Here is a 20,097-nt window from a genome sequence, read left to right on the forward strand (position 1 = left end):
CGCCGGAGCGCGGGCCGTCGGAAGGGGACTGCGTCACCAGTAGTGCCGCCGGCCGCCGACGGCGTGTCCGACGGAACCCGCGACCCAGAGCACCAGGCCGATGACGGCGAGGAGCAGACCGATCGTCCACAGGAACGAGATCCCGGTGACGAAGCCGATGATGAGAAGGAGGACGCCGAGGAGGATCATGACTGCTCCGTTCGGTGCGGGGCGGGGGACCGCCGGGGGGTTGCCGGTGCCGCCGCAGCGGCGGCATGACCCGCGTCTGCTCACCCCGGCCGATCGGAAACCCCCCAGTCGGGCGACCGCGGCAGGTGTCACGGTCACCCGCCCGGGCAGACGCCAGGTGGCAGCCGATCCGCACCGACCGGGAATCCCGATGAGTCCGTCAGCCACGACAACCCCGACCGCGATGCCCCGCCGCCGAGTGGTCTTCGGACCGGCGGAGGGCACCGGTGGCGTGGCCGCGGGGCTCTGCTTCGTCCGTGCCGCGCTCGCCGCCTGGCGCCTCCCCGGCGCGGGCCGGTTCGACGGCGATGCCGTGCTGGTCGCGGCCGAACTGCTCGCCAATGCGGCCGTCCACGCGGGCGGAGCACGCCGGCTGATCCTCGAACGGCGCCCGCGCACGCTGCTCATCGAGGTGGCGGACGACAGTCCGCGCCGGCCCGAGACCCGGCTGCCGCACCGCCCGGACATCGCCGGCGGCCACGGACTGCACATCGTCGACGTGCTGAGCGAGCACTGGGGCGTGACCCCGTGCCCGGATGGCAAGACCGTCTGGGCCGAGCTCCGGCTGCCCGGCCCGGCGCCCTGACGGCGCCCGCGCCGGGCCGGTGCGGGCCGCCGGTCACCCCGCCCGGTGCCCTCCCCGGGACTCCAGTGCCGGCAGCACCCGGCGCGCGGTGATCGGGAGCTCCCGGAACCGCAGGCCGGTCGCGTCGTGCACCGCGTTCGCCACCGCGGCCGCCGTGCCGACGATCCCGATCTCGCCGATGCCCTTGGAGCCCATCGGCGACACGTGCCCGTCCTGCTCCTCGATCCAGTGGGCCTGCACGTCGGGGACGTCCGCGGAGACGGCGACGTGGTACGCGGCCAGGTCCCGTTCGACGTGGTCGCCGAACCGGGCGTCCACCGTGCTCTCCTCCAGCAGCGCCATCGAGGCGCCCATCACCATCCCGCCGACCAGCTGCGAGCGGGCGGTGCGCGCGTTGAGGATCCGTCCGGCCGCGAACACCCCGAGCAGCCGGCGCAGCCGGACCTCACCCGTGTCGGTGTCCACCTGGACCTCGGCGAACTGCGCGCCGAACGCGTGCCGGGCCAGCTCGGTACCGCGCTGGACCGCCTCCGCGGTGTCGGCCCGGGCGGTCAGCCCGGCCGGCGGCACCGCGGTGCCCGCGGCCAGCCGCTCCCGCAGCGCCGACGCCGCCTCGTGGACCGCCCACCCCCAGGACGACGTGCCGCTGGAGCCGCCCGCCACCGAGCCGTGCGGCAGGTCGCTGCGCCCGATCTCCGTCCGGATCCGCTCCACCGGGGCGCCGAGCGCCTCCGCCGCGACGACGGCGAGCACCGTGCGGGCGCCGGTGCCGATGTCGGTGGCGTTCACCCGGACCAGGTACGAGCCGTCCTGACGGGCGGTCACCTCGGCCGCGCACGGCGCGATCAGCACCGGGTAGGTGGCGGCCGCGACCCCGCTGCCCAGCAGCAGCCGGCCCGAGCGGTCCAGCCCGGGGCGCGGCCGGCCGCCGTCCCAGCCGAAGCGCCGGGCGCCCTCGCGAAGGCACTCCGCCAGGTGCCGGCTGGAGAACGGGCGGCCGGTGTCCGGCTCGGTCGCCGGCTCGTTGCGCAGCCGCAGCTCCACCGGGTCGAGCGCGCAGGCCTGCGCCAGCTCGTCCATCGCCGACTCCAGCGCGAACATCCCCGGGCACTCGCCGGGGGCCCGCATCCAGGAGGGCGTCGGTACGTCCTGCCGGACCACCCGGTGCGTGGTGCGGGAGGCCGGGGAGCGGTACATCACCCGGGCCGGGACGGCGGCCTGCTCGACGAACTCGCGGACGGTCGAGGTACGGGTGAGGACCTCGTGCGAGAGGCCCTCGATCCGGCCGTCGGCCCCCGCGGCCAGCCGCACCCGGTGCACGGTCGGTGCGCGGTGGCCGGTGACGGCGGCCAGGTGGCCGCGCGGCAGGGCCAGCCGCACCGGGCGGCCGACCGCCTGCGCGGCCATCACGGCGAGCACCACGTGCGGCCGCGGCGTGCCCTTGCAGCCGAAGCCGCCGCCGACGTGCTCGCTGACCACCAGCACCCGGTCGCGCTCCAGGCCGAACAGCTCGGCCAGGACGCGCTGCACCTCGCCGGTGCCCTGGCTGGAGTCGTACACGGTCAGCCGGTCGCCGTCCCAGGAGGCGGTCGCGGCGTGCGGCTCCATCGGGTGGTTGTGCAGCGGGCCGATCCGGTAGGTCGCGTCGACGGTGACCTCGGCGGCGGCGAGCACCGCGTCGACGTCGCCGCGCACCCGGTCGGCGGGATGACCGCCGTTGGCGCGCTCGGGTGCGTAGATCCCCGGGTGGTCCTCGGTGAGCAGCACGTCGTGCGGCTCCGCCGCGTAGGACACCCGCACCTTCTCGGCGGCCCGGCGGGCGGCCTGCGGGGACCTGGCGACGGCGAGTGCGACGTACTGGCCGCGGTGGGCGACCCGCGGCCCCTGCAGGACGCGCAGCGTCGGGTCGTCGGACTCGCCGAGCCGCGGCGCGTCCAGGTGCGTCAGGACGGCCAGTACCCCGGTGACCGTCCGGGCGGCCTCGGTGTCGATCGCGGTGATCTCCCCGCGGGCGATCGTCGCGGGCACCGGCCAGGCGTGCACGTACTCCTGCGGCCGCCGGTCGTCGGCGTACCGGGCGGTGCCGGTCACCTTCTCCCGGCCCTCCAGGCGGGCGTGGTCGGTCATGCGCCGTCCTCCCCGGTCGGTGTGTCCTCCCCGGCCCGCGCGGCCGCCGCCAGGTCGGCGAGCAGCCGGACCGTCAGGTTCCGGGCCAGCGCCACCTTGTGGCCGTTGTCGCGCAGCGGCCGGGCGGCGGCCAGCTCGGCCTCCGCCGCCGCCCGGAAGGACCGCTCGTGGGCGGGGGCGCCGAGCAGGTACTCCTCCGCGGCCCGGGCCCGCCAGGGCTTGGGGGCGAGGCCGCCGTACGCGATCGCCACCTGGGTGACCAGGCCGTCCCGGACGGCCAGCACCGCGGCCGCGGAGGCGAGCGCGAACGCGAACGAGGACCGGTCGCGCACCTTGCGGTACGCAGAGCGGCAGCCGGGCAGCGGCGGCGGCAGCACGACGGCGGTGACCAGTTCGCCGGGCAGCAGCCGGTGCTCCAGGTCCGGACGGTCGCCGGGCAGCCGGTGCAGGTCGGTGGCGGCGAGGGTGCGGCCGCCGTCCGGTCCGAGGAGCTCCAGCGTGGCGTCGAGTGCGGAGAGGGCGACGGCGAGGTCGGAGGGGTGGGTCGCGATGCAGTGCTCCGAGGCCCCGAGGACCGCCAGGTCGCGGTGGACGCCCTCGCGGGCCGGGCAGCCGCTGCCGGGCTCCCGCTTGTTGCACGGCTTCGAGGTGTCCTGGAAGTAGGGGCAGCGGGTGCGTTGCAGCAGGTTGCCGGCCGTGGTCGCCATGTTGCGCAGCTGCCCGGACGCCCCCGCCAGGATCGCCTGGGAGAGCACCGGGTACGCCTGCCGCACGTAGGGGTCGGCGGCCAGGTCGGCGTTGCGCGCGAGTGCGCCGATCCGCAGCCCGCCGTCCTCGGTGCGGTCGATGCCGCGCAGCGGCAGCCGCCCGAGGTCGACCAGCAGCCGGGGCCGCTCGACGCCGAGCTTCATCAGGTCGACCAGGTTGGTGCCGCCCGCCAGGTACCGGCTGTCCGGGTCCGAGGCGAGCAGGGCGACCGCCTCGTCGGTGTCGGTCGGCCGCAGGTAGGCGAAGGTCCTCACGGGGCGGCCGCCACGACGGCGCGGACGATGTTGGGGTAGGCCCCGCACCGGCAGATGTTGCCGCTCATCCGCTCCCGGACGGCGGCCTCGTCGAGGGGGGCCGGGTCCGGGTCCGCCGCGGCCTCGGCCAGCAGGCCGACCGCCGAGCAGAGCTGCCCGGGGGTGCAGAACCCGCACTGGAACGCGTCGTGGTCGAGGAAGGCCTGCTGGAGGGGGTGCAGCTCGTCGCCGGCGGCGAGGCCCTCGACGGTGACCACGGCGGCGCCGTCCAGGGAGACGGCCAGCAGCAGGCAGGAGTTCACCCGGCGTCCGTCGACCAGCACGGTGCACGCTCCGCACTGGCCGTGGTCGCAGCCGCGTTTGGTGCCGGTCAGCCCGAGCCGTTCGCGCAGCACGTCCAGCAGGGTGCACCGGTTGTCGAGCAGGAGGGTCTGGGACAGGCCGTTCACCTCCAGCTCGGTCTCGGTGGCGGTGGTGGTCGGCATGCGCCTCTCCTCTCGGCCCGGGAGGCCGCCGGACACGGCGGGCCCGCGGCATCCGTCCCACCCCGGGCCGGCGCCGACACCCGGACGGCGGCGGGACCACCGGTTCGCCGCAGTGCGCGGGGCCGCGGCCTAGCGGCGGACGTGCCGAGAGCCCGCCGGCCGGGCACCGCGCCGCCGGTCCGCGCGGGGCGGATCGGACGACGGGGTGCCCGGCCGACGGGCTTGCGGCCGTCGTCGCCCCCGGTCCGGTGTCAGGTCCGGACGGGAGTGGACGGCGTCGGGGGAGCGGCCGGGCCGCTCGCGCTCGCCACTGGCGGCTTAGTACCAGTGGTGGTTCTGCCAGAAGGACCAGGCGGCGTTGGGGCTGCCGTAGCGGGAGTTCATGTAGTCGTAGGCCCACTTGATCTGGGTCTTCGGGTTGGTCTTCCAGTCGGCGCCGGCGCTGGCCATCTTGGAGCCGGGCAGGGCCTGGCCGAGGCCGTAGGCGCCGGAGGACGGGTTGGTGGCGTGGATGTTCCAGCCGGACTCGTGGCTGATGATCTGGTTGAACGAGGCGAGCTGGTTCGCGGGGACGACCTGGGCGGCGATGGTCTGCGGGGACAGGGTCGCGGCGGAGGCGGCGGCGGGCATCAGGCCGGCGCCCAGGGCGGTGGCACCGGCGGCGCCGGCGAGAAGAACGGAGGCGGTGCGCATACGAAGCTTGAAAGCGGGCATGTAGAACAGGACCTCAATCGGGTTGGGCCGGGTCCCGCCCGCTGACGACCACGGGCCGGACAGGGGCCACGGGTTCGAGTGCGGGACTCGGCATTGAGCCACGGACCGGCGGGACAGGTGCCGGATGCGGCTGGCGACGAGAGCCATTGTTGGCAGACCGCCCCCGGCGGTGCCAAGACCCCCCTGCTACGACCCCGCGTCGTAGCAGGGGGGTCATCGCATCCCCCGGAATACCGTCCGATCCACCCCGATTCGGCCCGGTCCGCCCCGCAGCTCGGGCCCGCGGCCACGGACCGCGCAGCACTGCGGCAGGCCGGCCGCGGACCTCCTACGCGCCGTCGTTGCGGCCCCCCGCGTGTGAGCACCCTCACCGGTTCAGGCCTCTCGGCCGTCACGCAGCGGGGGACCGGCGCCGACCCTCCGTCACGCCCGCCGCGCCCGCATGAGAGCGGGGCCACACATCCAGCCGCAGTCGCACTCCGTGAGGGAGTTGGCCGCGCAGTGCGCAGTGGGCCAGTAAGGCGAGTCGCACGGCCCCGGCTCCAGCAGGCTGCCGTCGGCCGGTGCGGCGCGGGTGCACCAGGTGCAGACGGCCTCGGCGGCGGCCCCCGCCTCCCGCAGTTCGGCGGCGGCGCGCGCGGCGTCCGGGAACGGCAGGCGCTCGGCCACCGTGGCCGGCGCGCTCTCGGCCAGGAGCTTGCTCTGCCACAGGCTCAGGCCGGTGACCTGCCGCACGGCGCGGACCAGCCGGATCCCGCCGTCCCCCCGTCCGGTCAGTCGGACGGAGAAGTCCGGGTCCTCCACGGCGTCCCCCCGATGCGATGGCCCGGCCCGGTGCGGGCAGTCGGACCAGTCAACCTGTTCGCGCCCTGCAGGTCTCCCGGTTTTCGGGTCTCCCGGTTTTCCGCCGCGGCGGCGCACCGGCACGGCCCGCCAGGGCGCGGTGCGTGTCCGGTCGGAAGGGGCGGTGCGGTCGGCGGGTCCGCTGGTCGAGGCGCTGTGAAGGTTCCTGGAAGCCAGTCTTCTCACTGGACTCATGTCTAGTAAGTGGGCGCAAGGATGGCTACGCTGACGCCACTCCGGCCGCCTCGGTCCCCACCCGTTGCAGCGTCCGGCCGGAAACCGCCCTCTCCCGCCCCGAGGAATCGCTCGATGCACCCCATGTCCCACCAGGACGGGTGGCCGGCCGAACCGGCTCCCCGCCCGCCCTTCGTGCCGCAACCCCCCGTGGAGCCCGACCTCGAGAGCCTGCGCGGCAGCAGCCGCCGGCTCGACCGCGGTCTGATCACCGCCAACGCCGTCTGCTTCCTCTTCCTCGTGTTCCTCGCCGGTGCCGCGCCGGGGCTGCTCGCCACCGAGATCATCGGCCGGATCAACCTGGGCCTGCTGCTCTGCTGCGCCCTGGGGGTCCTGGCGTTCCTGACCTCGACCGGCTACGACCTGCGCTCCGGGCGCAGCTGCGACCCCGTGGCGGCCCGGATCAGGGACCGCCACCGCGAGGCCGCCGCTCCGCCGGCCGCGCCCGCCCCGCGCCGCGCCGGCCACCGGAGGGCCCAGTGGTGAGCTCCGCCCTTCCGATCGCCGCCGCCAACCCGGCCGCGATCCTCGGCCACGGCACGCAGACCTCGGTCCTGATCGCGTTCCTCTGCTTCGTCGGGGCGTCGCTGCTGCTCTGCGTCTTCGCCGGGCCGGACCGCGACGAGGTCGACGACTTCTACACGGCGAACCGCACCCTCACGCCACTGCAGAACGGCCTCGCGCTCTCCGGTGACTACATCTCCGCCGCGACCATGCTCGGCACCACCGGGATCATCGCCCTCTCCGGATTCGACGGCATCATGCTCGACGTGAGCACCGCGCTCGCGCTCGGCACCCTGCTGGTGCTCGCCCGTCCGCTGCGCAACGCCGGCCGCTACACCCTCGGCGACATCTTCGCGCTGCGCGCACCCGGTCCGGCTGCGCGGATCGCCGCCGCCGTCGCGACCCTCGCCGTGTCGCTGCCCTTCCTGGTGGTCCAGCTGTCCGGCGCGGGCGCCGCGACCGCACTGCTCCTCGGCCTCACCAGCAGCGGCGCCCAGCAGACCTGCATCGCCCTGATCGGCACCCTGATGGTCTTCTACACCGTCCTCGGCGGCATGAAGGGCACCAGCCTGATGCAGATCGTCAAGGTGGTCCTGGTCATCGGCACCATGGCCACGACCACGCTCTACGTGCTGTCCCAGTTCCACTGGAGCCCGGACGAGCTGCTCACCGCCGCCGCCCGCGGCAGCGGCCACCCCGCCACCTACCTGCGCTCCACCTCGCAGCTGGGCGTCACCGCCAGCGGCCCGCTGAACATCATCGGCCTGCACATCACCGTCGTGCTCGGCGCCGCCTGCATGCCGCACATGATCATGCGCATCAACGCCGTCCCGGACGGCGCGACGGCCCGCCGCTCCACCCGCTACGCCTTCGGCATGGTCGGCATCTACAGCATCGCGCTGGCGGTGCTGGGCATGGGCGCCGCGGCCATGGTCGGCGCCCGGGTGATCTCCGCCGTCAACCCGAACGGCCAGGCCTCGCTGCTGCTCCTCGCCGGCAGCCTCGCCGGCGGCCCGGAGACCACCTCGGGCAGCATCCTGTTCACCGCCGTCGCCTGCACGGTCTTCGTCACCGTGCTCGCCGTGGTCGCCGGCATCACCCTCGCCGCGGCCGCCTCGCTCGCCCACGACGTGCACGCCCACGTGCTGCGCCGCGGGCGGATCGGCCAGGCGCAGGAGGTCCGCGCGGTCCGCTGGGCGGTCCTGCTCTTCGGCCTGGTCGGCATCCTGGTCTCGGTGGCCGCCCAGGGCTACAACGTGCAGTTCCTGTCCATGCTCGCGGTGACGGTGGCGGCCTCCGCGGTCCTGCCGGCCGTCGTCCACAGCCTGTTCTGGCGCGGCTACAACCGCACCGGGCTGCTCTGGTCCGTCTACGGCGGGGCCGCGCTCGCGATCGGCCTGCAGCTGGTCTCGCCGACCGTGTCGGGCGGGCCCGGGACACTCTTCCCGGACCTGAACTTCGCGTGGTCCCCGCTGCAGAGCGCCGGCATCGTCTCGATCCCGGCCGGGTTCCTGCTCGGCTGGGCGGGCAGCCGCCACGGCAGCCGTCGCCAGGACGCCGCCGCCGAGGTCGACCAGGACGCGGTGGAGCTGCGCGTGCTGACCGGCGCCGGCGCGGACTGATCCGTCCTCAGGCCCTGGGCCGGGGCCCGTCCTCGCCCAGGGCCGCCCACCAGGTCGCGACCATCTCGTCCAGCAGCAGCTCCCGCTCGGGCAGCCAGGCGGCCTGGACGACGGTGTCCATCGCGACCTGGTGGAACTGGCGCAGCAACAGCTGCAGCCGCACCCGGGCGCGGGCCGCGTCCTCGAAGCGGTCCAGGTAGCCCGCCAGCGAGTCCACCAGGCGCTGCACCGACGCCGATCGGCGCAGCGCGACGCTGCCCTCCACCGCGGTCGCCTCGTTGAGCGCGGCCAGCAGGCGCGCGTGCGACTCGTACCAGGCCAGCGACTGCTCCAGCCAGCGCCGCAGTCCCTCCCGGCTGCCGAGGGCGGTCGGCAGGGTGGCGTACAGGCCCCGGTCCGAGGGGGTCACCTGGTCCAGCAGCGCCGCCGCGGCCTCCGCCTTGGAGCGGAAGTGCAGGTAGAAGGTGGCCCGGCTGGTCCCGGCGCGCTTCACGATCGCGTCCACGGTGGCCGCCGCGTAGTCCGTCTCCTCCAGCACCTCGCGGACCGCGGTGAGCAGCCGCTTCCGGGTCAGTTCCCGGTACTCGCTGCGCAGCGAGGCCGGCCGCCCGGCGGTCTGCGGCGCCGGATCGGCCGCGGCTGAAGGAGTCACACGTACACCCTATCCTCGCGCGAGTGCCACCTCGTCCCGGCCCGATCGAGGGCGCCGTCCGCGGGCGTGCAGCCGCCCGGTGTGGAACGGTGGAACGGGTGCAGCGCACCCGTCGCGAGAGGAGTGGCCATGTCATCGAAGCGACGCCGCAAGAAGAAGGCACGCGCACGGCGCGGGGTGCCGCCGGTGAGGATGAGCGGCAGCGCGAACCAGGCCGTGGCGGCGCCCGCGTCACCCGTGCCGGGGGCGCTCACCGCCAGTGCCGCGGCCAGCAGCAGCAGGCACAGCAGCAGCGCCCGGCGCACCTGCCGGACGGCGTGCACGGTGCCGCGCCGCACCGTCTCCGGGGTGGCCAGCCCGGCGGAGGCCAGCCGGTCGCCGATCTCCCGGACCACCGGGTGGGCCGCCACCGTGCCGCGCAGGCCGGCCGTGCGGCACTGGCCCTCGGGGCCGATCGCCTCGATCAGCGCCCGCTCCAGCCGGGTGCGGCCGCGCGGGTCGACCACCGTGGTCCAGCCGGTGTGCGCCAGGTGCAGCCGCCCGCGGCCGGCCATCAGCACCAGCGCCAGCTCCACCACCCGGTCGGGCCCGCCGGCCAGGTAGGCGGTCTCGTAGAGCCCGATCCCGACCGCGTCCGCGGGGCGGGCCGGACCGAGTGCGTCGAGCACGTCGGCCCTCGTCGTCAGCCGGACCAGCCGCAGGCAGGACAGTGCGGCGGTCACGCAGGCCGGGATCAGGAAGAGCACCCACATGGGCTTGTTCTAGCCCGCCCCCCCACGGCCGGGGAACGGCTGCCGGACCCGCGATACCGAACTGTGACCGGCGCCGCGGGCGGGCCGGCTCAGCTGGAACCGCAGCTCGAACCGCAGCCGGAGCCGCAACTGCTCGACGAGCCGCAGGAGGACGACGAGGAGCCGCACGAACTCGACGACGATCCGCAACCGCTCGACGATCCGCAGCTGCTCGAGGAGCCGCAGCCGCCGGAGGAGCCGCAGCTGCTCGACGAGCCGCTGTCGCCCGACCCGCACCAACCGACCGCGGAGACGTCGGCGCCCGCACAGCCCGCCGGTGCGCCCGCGGACGCCCGGGCGGCCGCGACGGCCATCGCCGTCCGGGCCTCCAGCGCCGACCGCAGCTCCTCGTCCTCCAGCGCGCCGACGCCCTCCAGCGCCACCGCGCCGAGCAGCAGCAGCCCGGCCGAGGTGCCTGCCAGGTGGTGCGGCCGCCACGGGGCGCCGTCCTGCATCAGGGCCAGCTGGCGCCGCCCCGCGGGGGTGACCCGCCCCTTGGCGGGCCGGGTGCCGATGAGCAGGGCGGTGCCGACCGCGAGCAGGATCAGGTACGGGAAGAGCGGCGGCGTCAGGGTGTCGCGCTCGGCGGGCGAGCGCAGGCTCCAGGCGGCGGTCATCACGATGCCGGTCACCAGCGTGGCCAGCAGAGCCAGCCAGAGCCACCGGCGGGCCCGGACGGCCCTGCGGTAGAGGTCCGGACGGCGCATCAGCCCGCGGTCGGCCAGCCGGTCGCCGATCCGCTGGACGGCGGCGCTGCGGACCGCCGCGCGGCGCACCTCGTCCAGCCCGGCCCGCCGGGCGCTGCCGGCGGCCTCGATCAGCGCCGCCTCGACCTCGTCCTGCGGCCGGACGTCGGTGATCGTGACCGTCCGGTCGCGGGCGACGACCAGCCGGCCCTCGTGCTCCATCCGCACCAGCGCGGTGTCCACGGCCCGGGCCGGTCCGCCGGCCAGGAACGCCGCGTCGAGCAGCGGCAGCCCGCGGCCCGGCAGGCCCTGCGGACGGGGCACCCGGCCGAGTGCGGTGTTCGCGGCGGCGGCCCTCGCGGCCGCCAGTGCCACCAGGACCAGCAGGATCACGTACTCGACGGTCCACATGTCGTCCTCCCCCGTTCGGCTTGCTCGATCGATCCACTCAGCGGCGGCCGGCGGCCGCCCTGCGCACGGCCCGGACGGCCCGGTGCACCGGGTGCGCCGGCCGGTCCGCGCCGGGGTCCAGCCACTGCTCCAGGGCGGGGCGCCACGGCGCACCCGGCTCCTCGGCGACCGCCCAGCGGGCGAACGCCCGGGCGTCCTCCCGGTGGCCGCCGCGCTGCGGGCCGAGCCGTGCGTACCGGCCGAACAGCGGCCGCCACGCCGGGCCCAGCAGCCGGGCGGGCCCGGGTGCGACCCGCGCCACGGTGTCCCGCCGCTTGGCGGCCAGCGCGTCCGCCTGGGCGGCCACCCGCGCCGGGTCGAAGCCGGCCGGCACCGGGCCGCCCGCCACCAGCGCGGCCAGCAGGTCCGCCTGCTGCCGGGCCAGCCGGGCGCGGGCCACCGCGAGTTCGGCGTCGTCGCCGCGCAGCAGGTACTCGTCGCGCTCAGGCATCGGCCGCCACCCCCTCCAGCACCCCGCGGACCGCCGCCAGTTCGGCGGCCAGTTCGGCCGGCGGCGGGAAGGCGTCGTCCCGCTCCAGCAGCACCCCGGGCGGCACCGACCGGGCGCAGAGCTGGGCGAGCACGTCCAGCACCGGCCGGGTGACCGGGTGGGCGTGCGTGTCGTGCCACACCCCGTCGACCTCCACCCCGCCCGCCACGTGGACGTAGGCGACCGCCTCCAGCGGCAGGCGGTCCAGCTCGGCGGCGACGTCCAGCCCCAGGTTGACCCGGTTGGTGTGCAGGTTGGCCACGTCCACCAGCAGCCGCACCCCCGTCCGCTCCACCAGCTCGGCCAGGAACTGGGCCTCGGTCAGCTCGTCGTCCGGCCAGGCCAGCTGCGCGGCGATGTTCTCCAGCGCCAGCGGCACCGGCAGCAGGTCCATGGCGATCCGGACGTTCTCCGCCACCACCAGCAGGGCGTCCCGCGAGCGCGGCACCGGCAGCAGGTGCCCGGCCTCCAGGCCGCCCGCCCGGACGAACGCCAGGTGCTCGGTCACCAGCGGGGCGCCGAGCGCCTCGGCCACCGAGGCGAGCCGGGCCAGCCGGTCCGCGTCCGGCGGCGCGGCGCCGCCGATGCCCAGCGAGACGCCGTGCGGCACCACGGTCACCCCGCGCCCGCGCAGCACCTCCAGCGACCGGGGCAGGTGGCCGGCGCAGACGTTCTCCGCCACCACCTCGACCCAGTCCACCCCGGGCAGCCGCTCCACCGCGGTGTCGATCTCCGCCCGCCAGCCCACCCCGACGCCGAGCCGCGGTACCGCCGTGTCCGCCATGTCCGTCCCCCCGTTCCCCGGTCTGCTGAGGGTGTATCCGCGGCGGCCCGGCTGCCAACCTCAAGGCCGCAACTCAGAGCGGAACTTGAGCTTTCCCGGCGGTGCAGCGCCCGGGCCGTGATATTCGGCGGCGCGGCGGCCCTCCGGTGGTTAACGTGACGTGTCTATGACGCTCACCATCCGCGCCTTCCGGTCCGCCGATGCCGAGGCGGCCTGCGCCGCCCTCCGCTCCGGCCGCCCGTACCTCGTCACCACCCCGCAGGTCGTCGCCTGGCAGCTCGCCACCCAGCCCCACCTGCGGATGCTGCTCGCCGAACGGGACGGCCGGATCGTGGCCACCGCCCGGTACGGCCCGTACCCGGACAGCACCACCCCCGGCCTCGGCTTCGCCGCCGTCCACGTCGTCCCCGCCGACCGCGGGCGGGGCACCGGCGGCGCCCTGCTGCGCGCCACCGAACTGGCCCTCGCCGGGGAGGGCGTCCGGCGGGTGCACGCCCGCGGCGACGACACCCCGGCCGCCCGGGCCTTCGCGCAGGCCCGCGGCTACCGGCCGGGCCGGGTCGCGCACGTCGCCCGCCGCGACCTCACCGCCCCGCTGCCGGACGTCCCGCCCGTGCCGGCGGGCATCGCCCTGCGCACCGCCGAGGACTTCCGCGCCGACCCGCACCCGCTGTACCTGGTCGACGCCGAGGGCACCCAGGACGAGCCGGGCGACGTCGAGCTCGCCGACCTGGGGTACGCCGCCTGGCTCGCCGAGATCTGGCAGCGCCCCGACCTCGACCACCGGCTCACCACCGTCGCGGTCGACACCGCCGACGGCCGGCCGGTGGCGTTCTCCGCCGCCCAGACGGACGGCGCGGGCCGGTACTGGTCGTCCTTCACCACCACCCGCGCCGCCCACCGCGGGCGCGGCCTCGCCAAGCTCGCCAAGGCCGACTCGCTGCACCGCGCCCGGGCCGCCGGCCTGACCGCGGCGTACACCCACAACGACGCCGGCAACGCGCCGATGCTCGCGGTCAACGCGTGGCTCGGCTACCGCCGGTGCGCCGCCGAGCGGTCCTGGACCAGGGACCTGGCCGGCTGACCCGCCCCGGGCCGGGCAGTGCCGGGGGCGGGGCCGTACCCGCGCCTCAGGCCACGTCGACGCCGTGCGCCCGGGCCAGCCCGGCCAGGCCGTCCGACCAGCCCTGGCCGACCGCGCGGACCTTCCAGACCTCGGGGCCGCCGCCCGCCCGGTGCCGGTACACCTCCGCCACCAGCATCGCCGAGACCGCCGGATCGGCCGGCGGGCGGAACGACCAGGCCGCGCCGTCCGCGGCCAGCCGCAGCTCCGCCCCCGCCAGCCGGTCGCAGGCCAGCCCCTGGTCGACGTCCATGGTGATCGAGACCGCGATCCGGCGGACCTCGGCCGGGAGGTCGCCGAGCCGCAGCACCGCGCTCTCGCTGCGCCGCCCGGCCGGCCCGTCCTGCCGGGGATCCAGCCGGACGGCGCCGAGGGCCGCGGTGCGCTGGTGGTAGAAGACGAAGTCGGCGTCGCCGCGGACCCGGCCGTCCTCGCCGAGCAGCAGCAGGGCCAGGTCGGCCTCCGCACCGGCGGAGCCGAAGTGCACGGTGAGCGCCCGGGCGGCGGCCGGGGGCAGCACGGCGTTCTGGCCGGGTGAGAGCTCGGTGGCGGTCGCGGCGGCCGGTGCCGCCGCTGCGGCGGGGGCCGGGGCGCGGTCGGCGGCCGGGGTGCCGGGCCGGGCGCCGAGGCGGCCCGCCAGCCCGTTCTCCCGCAGCAGTGCCACCAGCATCGGCCCGTCGACCAGGGTCAGCGGCCGGCCCTCGACCCAGCGCCGGGAGCCGGGGCCGAAGCCGGAGGTGGTGACGAGGATGCCGCGGTTGGCACCCTGCCGCTGCATGGTGGCGTCCAGGTCGCGGACGGCGGTGGGCGGCACGGTGTGCCGGTACCGCTTGGCCTGGATGACGATCTGCCCGCCGGTGATCGGGTCCGGGTCCTCGGCGAGCACGTCCACCCCCTCGTCGCCGCTGCGCGCGGTCGTCCGGGTGCGCAGGCCACGCCGCCGGAACAGCTCGGCGATGAGCTCCTCGAAGGCGATCGGGTCCATGGTGAACAGGTCGGGGCCCTCCTCCCCGCCGCCGTCCCCGCCGGCAGCGGCGGCCGCCGGTGCGGGCGCCGCCGGGCGCTGCGCGGGCACCGCGTCGGGCCGGTCCGGGCGGGCGGACAGCCGCCCGTGCAGGGCCTCCACCAGGCAGTCCACCGCCGAGACCCGCTCCAGGTCGAGCGCCAGGAAGGCATCGCGCTCCACGGCGACCGACACCAGGCAGCGGCTCTCCTCCCGCCCGGTGGCCGGATCGACCGCCTCGACCAGGCCGTTCACCGCGACCGAGTGCAGCAGTGCGCGGTCGTCCGCCCGGAACGCCTCGGCCAGCACCCGCAGGGCGCACTGGGCCACGACCTCGCGGTAGAGCGCGCGCCGCTCGCCGGCCGGCCGGGCCACCTCGGCGTCCCGGTCGTCGGTCTTCACGTAGCGGTGCCGGGCCACGGCGGGGACGACGGAGAAGTCCGGCAGCGGCCAGTCGACGACCAGCTGCCGCGCGCCCGCGTCCCAGGTGGTCTCCGCGGCGTTCGGGAAGCCCTCCGGCCAGTCCGCGCGCCAGCCGAGCGCCACCGCGAAGTACTCGGCCACCGCCCCGGGGCGGTCCGCCGAGAGCCCGTCGGCCAGCTCGGCGGCGCGCGCCGCGGCGGCCTGCCGCCCGGCCGCCCAGCGGTCGAACTCGGCCCGGTACTCGGCGAGCTGGGCGAGCCGCTGCTGCTCGGCGGCCTGCGCCGCGTACCAGTCCTGCTCGAACCGGGCGCGGGCCTGCGCGGCCTGCCCGTCCCACTGCCGCCTGGCGGCCGGGTCGTACGCGGCCGGGCCGGTCAGCGGCGGCAGCGCGTACCAGGACTGCTCGGGCAGCGGCACCGGGACGCCCAGCTGCCCGGGGTCGAACGGCGGTACGGGTGCGGTGAGTTCGGCGAGCCGGAAGGCCGGCCCGCGCAGCCCGGCGGCCAGCGTGCCGCGGACGGCGGCGACCTGCGCCTCGACCTCGGCGGTGCGCCGGGCGGCGTCCGCCTCGCGACTCTGCCGGTACGCCCGCAGGGCCTCCTTCTGGCCCTGGGCGGCGGCCCGCTCGGCGTCCCGGCGGGCCCGCTCGTACTCCCGCTGTGCGGCGGCGTCGGCCCGGCGGCGGGCCTCCTCCCGGCGGTGCTGCTGCCGCTGGGCCTCCGCCAGCATGGCCAGAACTCCGGAACTGCGACGCCCTGCCACCGTGGTCCTCTCGTGCCGTCCGATCTGATGATCAGTCTGGCACGGCGCGGACCGCGGACGGCAGGGCGTGCGGGGGCGCTCAGTCCTCGGCGGGCCGGAGCGTCAGCGAGATGCTGTTGATGCAGTACCGCTGGTCGGTCGGGGTGCCGTAGCCCTCGCCCTCGAAGACGTGGCCGAGGTGGCTGCCGCAGCGGGCGCAGCGCACCTCCACCCGGCGCATCCCGAGCGTGGTGTCCTCCAGGTACTCCACGCGGTCCTCGGCGAGCGGCGCGAAGTACGACGGCCACCCGCAGTGGCTGTCGAACTTGGTCTCGCTGCTGAACAGCTCGGCGCCGCACGCCCGGCAGCCGTACACGCCGACCGTCTTGGTGTCGGTGTACTCGCCGACGAAGGCGCGCTCGGTGCCGGCCTCGCGGAGCACGTGGTACTCCTCCGGGCTCAGCTGGGCACGCCACTCGGCGTCGGTCTTCTGTACCTCGCGGGCGCGGGTGTCGGTCTTCGGGGTCTCGTGGCTCACGGCTGGCCTCCCATCAGGCACCCGGTGCAACGTCGGCGAGCTGGCCGAGAATTTCCGGGCCGAGGTTGGTGACGTCGCCGGCGCCCATGGTGAGCACCAGGTCGCCCGGCTTGGCCATGCCCGCCAGCAGGGCGGGGGCGGCCGCGAAGGCGTGCTCGGCGGCGGTGTCGGCACCGGCCCGGCGGGCCGCGTCGATGATGAGCTCGCTGGTCACGCCGGGGATCGGGTCCTCGCGGGCCGGGTAGATGTCGAGCACCACCGAGGCGTCGGCCAGCGCGAGTGCCTGCCCCATCTCCTCGGCGAGCTGCTGGGTGCGGCTGAACAGGTGCGGCTGGAAGACCACCAGCACCCGGCCGCTGCCCGCCGCCTCGCGGATGGCCTCCAGGTCGGCGCTCATCTCGGTGGGGTGGTGGGCGTAGGAGTCGATCACCTGGACGCCGCCGGCCTCGCCCTTGAGCTGGAGACGGCGGCGCACCCCGGTGTAGCTGCCGAGCGCCTTGGCCAGGTCGGCGGCCGGGACGCCGAGCGCCGTGCCGGCGGCCAGCGCGGCGACCGCGTTGTGCGCGTAGTGCCGGCCCGGCACGGAGACCGTGAACGCCAGCTCGGCGCCGTCGATCAGGACGGTGACCTCGCTGGTCATGCCGCGTGCGGCCACCGAGAGCACCCGCACGTCGGCGTCCTCGGCGGAGCCGACGGTGACCACGTTCAGACCGGCCCGGCCGGCGACCCGGGAGGTGAGCTCGCGCGCCCCGGCGTGGTCGGCGGAGACCACCAGGGTGCCGCCGGGCACGATCCGGCCGACGAAGGTCTCGAAGGACTCGTAGATCTCCTCGATCGACGCGTAGTTGGCGTGGTGGTCGAGCTCCACGTTGAGGACGATCGCCACCTCGGGCGCGTACTTGTGGAAGCTGCGGTCGCTCTCGTCGGCCTCGGCCACGAAGATGTCGCCGGTGCCGTGGTGCGCGTTGGAGCCGGGCGCGTCCAGGTCGCCGCCGATCGCGTAGGACGGGTCCAGGCCCAGCTCGCCGAGGCTCACCGCGAGCATGCTCGTGGTGGTGGTCTTGCCGTGGGTGCCGGCCACCGCCAGCGCCCGGCGGCCGCCCATCAGCGCGGCCAGCGCGTCCGAGCGGTGCACCACCGGGATACCGCGCTCGCGGGCGGCGGCCAGCTCCGGGTTGTCGGCGCGGATGGCGCTGGAGACGACGATGCTGCTGGTGCCCGCCGGCACGTTCTCGGCGGCGTGGCCGACCGCGACCTCGGCGCCGAGCGCCCGCAGGGCCAGCACGGTCTCGGACTCCTTGGAGTCGCTGCCGGAGACCTTGGCGCCGCGCACCGCGAGGATCTTCGCCAGGCCGGACATCCCGGCGCCGCCGATGCCGATGAAGTGCGGTGCGTGCAGGTCGTGCGCGGCGTCGTTCAAGGGATGCTCCGTACAGCCGGGGACTGGTATGACGAGAATCGTCCTCGCGGTGGTTCCGCAAGGACGATTCTGCCCTACCCGGCCGACGGGCCCCGCCGCCTCAGGAGTCGCTGGCGAACAGCTTGAGCACCGGGACGCCGACCGTGTGCCGGGCCCGGGAGGCCCAGTCGCGGTGGAAGAACTCCTCGACGAAGTGCGGAGAGGTCAGCACCAGCACCTCGTCGGCGCCGTGCTCCTCGACCGCCGCGCGCAGGGTGTCCAGCGGGTGCTCCTCGACCACGCGCCCGGTCGCCTCGGCGCCGGCCTCGCGCAGGTGGCGCAGGCTGTGCTCCAGCGACTCGCCGGCCAGCGTGGGGCCGGCCGCCTCGTCGTGCTCGTGGACCGCCTTGTCCAGATGCCCGAGCGCCACGTCGTCGAGCGCCCGCAGCAGCTCGTCCTGCTTGCCGCGCGGCTGCATGAGCACGACGAACGACACCTTCTCGTCGCCGTGCAGGGTGGTGACCAGCTCCACGTCCGCGTCGGAGAGCGCCTTTTCGATCATCAGTACGGTCTTGAACACGTGTGTCCCTTCGACGCCGCAGTCCCCCGGGTCCGCTGTCACCTCTCATACTGCCCGGAGGAAGCTTTCCGCACGCTGCACACGCACCACATGGGCCACAGCGGAGATCAGTCCCGCCGCACGTACCGCGTGAACAGGAAGCCGTCGTCCTCCAGCAGCGAGACCAGCCGCATCGACTGCGCCTGCGGCAGCTGCGGGCCCTGCACGATCCGCGGCGCCTCGCCCGAGGTCAGCAGCGGGGCCAGCGACAGGCACAGTTCGTCCAGCACCCCGGCCGCCGCCAGGCCGCCGAGCAGGCGCGGGCCGCCCTCGGTGAGCTGCCGCGTCCAGCCGCGGGCCGCCAGCGCCGCGACCGCCGCCGCCGGGTCGACCGAGCGCTCGCCCGCCACCACCACGTCCGCCACCTCGGCCACCGCCCGGCGGGCGTCGGCGGGGGAGTCCTCGGTGGTGACCACCACCGTCCGCACCAGCGGCTCGGTGAACAGCGGCGCCGACAGGTCCAGCCGCAGCCCGCGGCTGACCACCGCGACCGCCGGGGCCGGCGCCTGGCCCGCCGCCGCCCGGGCCGCCGCGAACTCCGCCCGGGCCCGGGCCGGCCGGTACCCCTCGGCCCGGACCGTCTCGGCCCCGACCAGCACCACGTCCGCCAGCGCCCGGAGCACCCCGAAGATCCGCTTGTCGGCCGCGCTCGACAGCCCCTCGGACAGCCCCGCCAGCCGGGCCGCGCCGTCCAGCGCCGCCACCATGTTGCCGCGCAGCCACGGCCGGTCCGCCGCGGCGGACGGGTAGGCGTACAGGTCGGCCAGGGACGCGAGCGCCGCCGGGTCGGGCACCGGGCGGTCGAGCGGATTGATCAGCAGCTGCATGGGAGCGAGTCTTCCACGGGGCGTACCCTGTACTACCGTGCCTGCTGCCTCCCGCCCCGACACCGCGGACCCCGACACCGCCGTGACCGCCCTCACCGACCGCCTCCCGGTGGTGCCCGCCGAGCGCCTGGTGGCCGAGATGGTCCCGCCGCCGCGGTTCGCCGGAGTCAGCTTCGGCAGCTACCTGCCGGACAGCACGCAGCCCAGCCAGTACGAGGCCGTCCAGGTGCTGGAGCAGTTCGCCGCCTCGCTCAACGGCGCCGGCACGGCCGCGAAGCGCGGCTGGTTCCGCCGCTCCGCCCCGACCCCGGTCGGCCCGGCCGGCATCTACCTCGACGGCGGGTACGGCGTCGGCAAGACCCACCTGCTCGCCTCGCTCTGGCACGCCACCCCGGGCCCCAAGGCCTTCGGCACCTTCGTCGAGCTGACCAACCTGGTCGGCGCGCTCACCTTCAAGGGCGCCGTGGAGACCCTCTCCACGCACCGGCTGCTGTGCATCGACGAGTTCGAGCTCGACGACCCGGGCGACACCGTGCTGGTCTCCACCCTGCTCGGCCGCCTGGTGGAGAACGGCGTCAAGCTCTGCGCCACCTCCAACACCCTGCCGGAGAAGCTCGGCGAGGGCCGGTTCGCCGCCACCGACTTCCTGCGCGAGATCCAGGGCCTGTCCGCGCACTTCCGCCCGGTGCGGATCGACGGCCAGGACTACCGCCACCGCGGCCTGCCCGCCGCCCCCGCGCCGTACACCGACGAGCAGGTCACCGAGCGCGCCGGGGCCCGCCCCGGAGCCTCGCTGGACGACTTCGACGCGCTGCTGGAGCACCTCAAGGCCGTCCACCCCAGCCGCTACGGCGCCCTGCTGGACGACGTGCACGCGGTCTTCCTGCGCGGGGTCCGGCCGGTCGACGACCAGTCCACCGCGCTGCGCCTGGTCGTCCTCGCCGACCGGATGTACGACCGCGAGCTGCCGATCACCGCCTCCGGCGTCCCGTTCGACCAGGTCTTCCCCGAGGAGATGCTGCGCGGCGGCTACCGCAAGAAGTACCTGCGCGCGGTCTCCCGGCTGGTCGCCCTCGCCCGCGACAGCGCCCGCTGACGCCGCGGTGCGGGCCCGCCCGGCCGGGCGGGCGGCCGCGGAGGCCCCGGTGTAGGGGGGGGGGGGGGTCGCTGTCGGGGGGGGGCGCGCTCGCGGGTTGTGGGGGGAGC

19 protein-coding genes and 1 pseudogene are annotated in these 20,097 nt (G+C 76.0%); 5 read left to right on the plus strand and 15 right to left on the minus strand.

Translation table 11 applies throughout. The features are described from left to right. Positions 1-33: 33 nt before the first annotated feature. Complete coding sequence (locus ACFV0G_RS10870) at positions 34-189, minus strand: DUF6131 family protein (RefSeq protein ID WP_380545075.1); 156 nt, start codon at positions 187-189, stop codon at positions 34-36. A 223-nt stretch (positions 190-412) separates the two neighbouring features. Here ACFV0G_RS10870 and ACFV0G_RS10875 point away from each other — a divergent pair, with 223 nt between their 5' ends. Continuing rightward, entirely contained in the window at positions 413-814 is a 402-nt protein-coding gene (locus ACFV0G_RS10875) for an ATP-binding protein (RefSeq protein WP_380545077.1), read from the plus strand. Positions 815-847: 33 nt separating this feature from the next. Here the strand turns inward: ACFV0G_RS10875 and ACFV0G_RS10880 are convergent, their stop codons facing one another. The 5 genes from ACFV0G_RS10880 to ACFV0G_RS10900 form a co-directional block, all read right to left on the minus strand. Continuing rightward, positions 848-2,941 (minus strand): xanthine dehydrogenase family protein molybdopterin-binding subunit, encoded by a 2,094-nt coding sequence (locus ACFV0G_RS10880; protein ID WP_380545079.1) that lies wholly within the window; start codon positions 2,939-2,941, stop codon positions 848-850. Next, positions 2,938-3,963, minus strand: coding sequence for an FAD binding domain-containing protein (locus ACFV0G_RS10885; RefSeq protein ID WP_380545081.1), 1,026 nt, complete (start codon positions 3,961-3,963; stop codon positions 2,938-2,940). Before ACFV0G_RS10885 ends, ACFV0G_RS10880 begins: the two co-directional genes overlap by 4 nt. Continuing rightward, positions 3,960-4,448, minus strand: a complete 489-nt coding sequence (locus tag ACFV0G_RS10890) for a (2Fe-2S)-binding protein (RefSeq protein ID WP_380545083.1) — start codon at positions 4,446-4,448, stop codon at positions 3,960-3,962. Before ACFV0G_RS10890 ends, ACFV0G_RS10885 begins: the two co-directional genes overlap by 4 nt. 318 nt (positions 4,449-4,766) lie before the next feature. Continuing rightward, positions 4,767-5,162 carry a transglycosylase SLT domain-containing protein gene (locus tag ACFV0G_RS10895; RefSeq protein ID WP_380545085.1) on the minus strand — a complete coding sequence of 132 codons (396 nt, stop codon included), beginning with the start codon at positions 5,160-5,162 and terminating at the stop codon, positions 4,767-4,769. 423 nt (positions 5,163-5,585) lie between these two features. Continuing rightward, positions 5,586-5,966, minus strand: a complete 381-nt coding sequence (locus tag ACFV0G_RS10900) for a ribosomal protein L7/L12 (protein WP_380545087.1) — start codon at positions 5,964-5,966, stop codon at positions 5,586-5,588. Positions 5,967-6,314: 348 nt separating this feature from the next. On the opposite strand from ACFV0G_RS10900, the gene ACFV0G_RS10905 reads away from it, so the two are divergent. Next, complete coding sequence (locus tag ACFV0G_RS10905) at positions 6,315-6,725, plus strand: DUF485 domain-containing protein (RefSeq protein WP_380545089.1); 411 nt, start codon at positions 6,315-6,317, stop codon at positions 6,723-6,725. Then, a complete protein-coding gene (locus ACFV0G_RS10910) occupies positions 6,722-8,365 on the plus strand; it encodes a cation acetate symporter (protein WP_380545091.1) in 1,644 nt (547 codons plus the stop codon). Before ACFV0G_RS10905 ends, ACFV0G_RS10910 begins: the two co-directional genes overlap by 4 nt. Before the next feature lie 7 nt (positions 8,366-8,372). Here ACFV0G_RS10910 and ACFV0G_RS10915 read toward each other — a convergent pair whose 3' ends face one another. From ACFV0G_RS10915 to ACFV0G_RS10930, 4 genes and pseudogenes are all read right to left on the minus strand, one after another. Further along, positions 8,373-9,017: a TetR/AcrR family transcriptional regulator gene (locus ACFV0G_RS10915; RefSeq protein WP_380545093.1), complete on the minus strand. Its 645-nt coding sequence runs from the start codon at positions 9,015-9,017 to the stop codon at positions 8,373-8,375. Next, positions 9,014-9,769 (minus strand): TIGR04222 domain-containing membrane protein, encoded by a 756-nt coding sequence (locus ACFV0G_RS10920; RefSeq protein WP_380545095.1) that lies wholly within the window; start codon positions 9,767-9,769, stop codon positions 9,014-9,016. The genes ACFV0G_RS10915 and ACFV0G_RS10920 overlap by 4 nt, the downstream gene beginning before the upstream one ends. Before the next feature lie 89 nt (positions 9,770-9,858). Then, positions 9,859-10,905, minus strand: coding sequence for a TIGR04222 domain-containing membrane protein (locus tag ACFV0G_RS10925; protein WP_380545097.1), 1,047 nt, complete (start codon positions 10,903-10,905; stop codon positions 9,859-9,861). 37 nt (positions 10,906-10,942) lie between these two features. Next, positions 10,943-12,218: pseudogene (locus tag ACFV0G_RS10930) on the minus strand (DUF692 domain-containing protein). 166 nt (positions 12,219-12,384) lie between these two features. On the opposite strand from ACFV0G_RS10930, the gene ACFV0G_RS10935 reads away from it, so the two are divergent. Further along, a complete protein-coding gene (locus ACFV0G_RS10935; protein ID WP_380545099.1) occupies positions 12,385-13,302 on the plus strand; it encodes a GNAT family N-acetyltransferase in 918 nt (305 codons plus the stop codon). Between the two features lie 46 nt (positions 13,303-13,348). Here the strand turns inward: ACFV0G_RS10935 and ACFV0G_RS10940 are convergent, their stop codons facing one another. From ACFV0G_RS10940 to ACFV0G_RS10960, 5 genes are all read right to left on the minus strand, one after another. Further along, complete coding sequence (locus ACFV0G_RS10940; RefSeq protein WP_380545101.1) at positions 13,349-15,496, minus strand: restriction endonuclease; 2,148 nt, start codon at positions 15,494-15,496, stop codon at positions 13,349-13,351. Between the two features lie 112 nt (positions 15,497-15,608). Next, positions 15,609-16,046 carry a peptide-methionine (R)-S-oxide reductase MsrB gene (msrB, locus tag ACFV0G_RS10945; protein ID WP_380545103.1) on the minus strand — a complete coding sequence of 146 codons (438 nt, stop codon included), beginning with the start codon at positions 16,044-16,046 and terminating at the stop codon, positions 15,609-15,611. A gap of 13 nt (positions 16,047-16,059) precedes the next feature. Further along, entirely contained in the window at positions 16,060-17,466 is a 1,407-nt protein-coding gene (murC, locus tag ACFV0G_RS10950) for a UDP-N-acetylmuramate--L-alanine ligase (protein WP_380545105.1), read from the minus strand. 100 nt (positions 17,467-17,566) lie between these two features. Then, positions 17,567-18,025 (minus strand): indole-3-glycerol phosphate synthase, encoded by a 459-nt coding sequence (locus tag ACFV0G_RS10955; RefSeq protein ID WP_380545107.1) that lies wholly within the window; start codon positions 18,023-18,025, stop codon positions 17,567-17,569. 107 nt (positions 18,026-18,132) lie between these two features. After that, positions 18,133-18,891 (minus strand): dihydrofolate reductase family protein, encoded by a 759-nt coding sequence (locus ACFV0G_RS10960; protein ID WP_380545110.1) that lies wholly within the window; start codon positions 18,889-18,891, stop codon positions 18,133-18,135. On the opposite strand from ACFV0G_RS10960, the gene zapE reads away from it, so the two are divergent. Continuing rightward, the gene (gene zapE, locus ACFV0G_RS10965; RefSeq protein ID WP_380545112.1) at positions 18,890-19,987 is read left to right on the plus strand and encodes a cell division protein ZapE; all 1,098 of its coding nucleotides are present in this window, start codon (positions 18,890-18,892) and stop codon (positions 19,985-19,987) included. The two genes, ACFV0G_RS10960 and zapE, sit on opposite strands and share 2 nt — an antisense overlap. The last annotated feature ends 110 nt before the right edge of the window (positions 19,988-20,097 follow it).

It is taken from the genome of Kitasatospora sp. NPDC059571 (assembly GCF_042735675.1).
In the GTDB taxonomy this organism is placed as follows: domain Bacteria; phylum Actinomycetota; class Actinomycetes; order Streptomycetales; family Streptomycetaceae; genus Kitasatospora.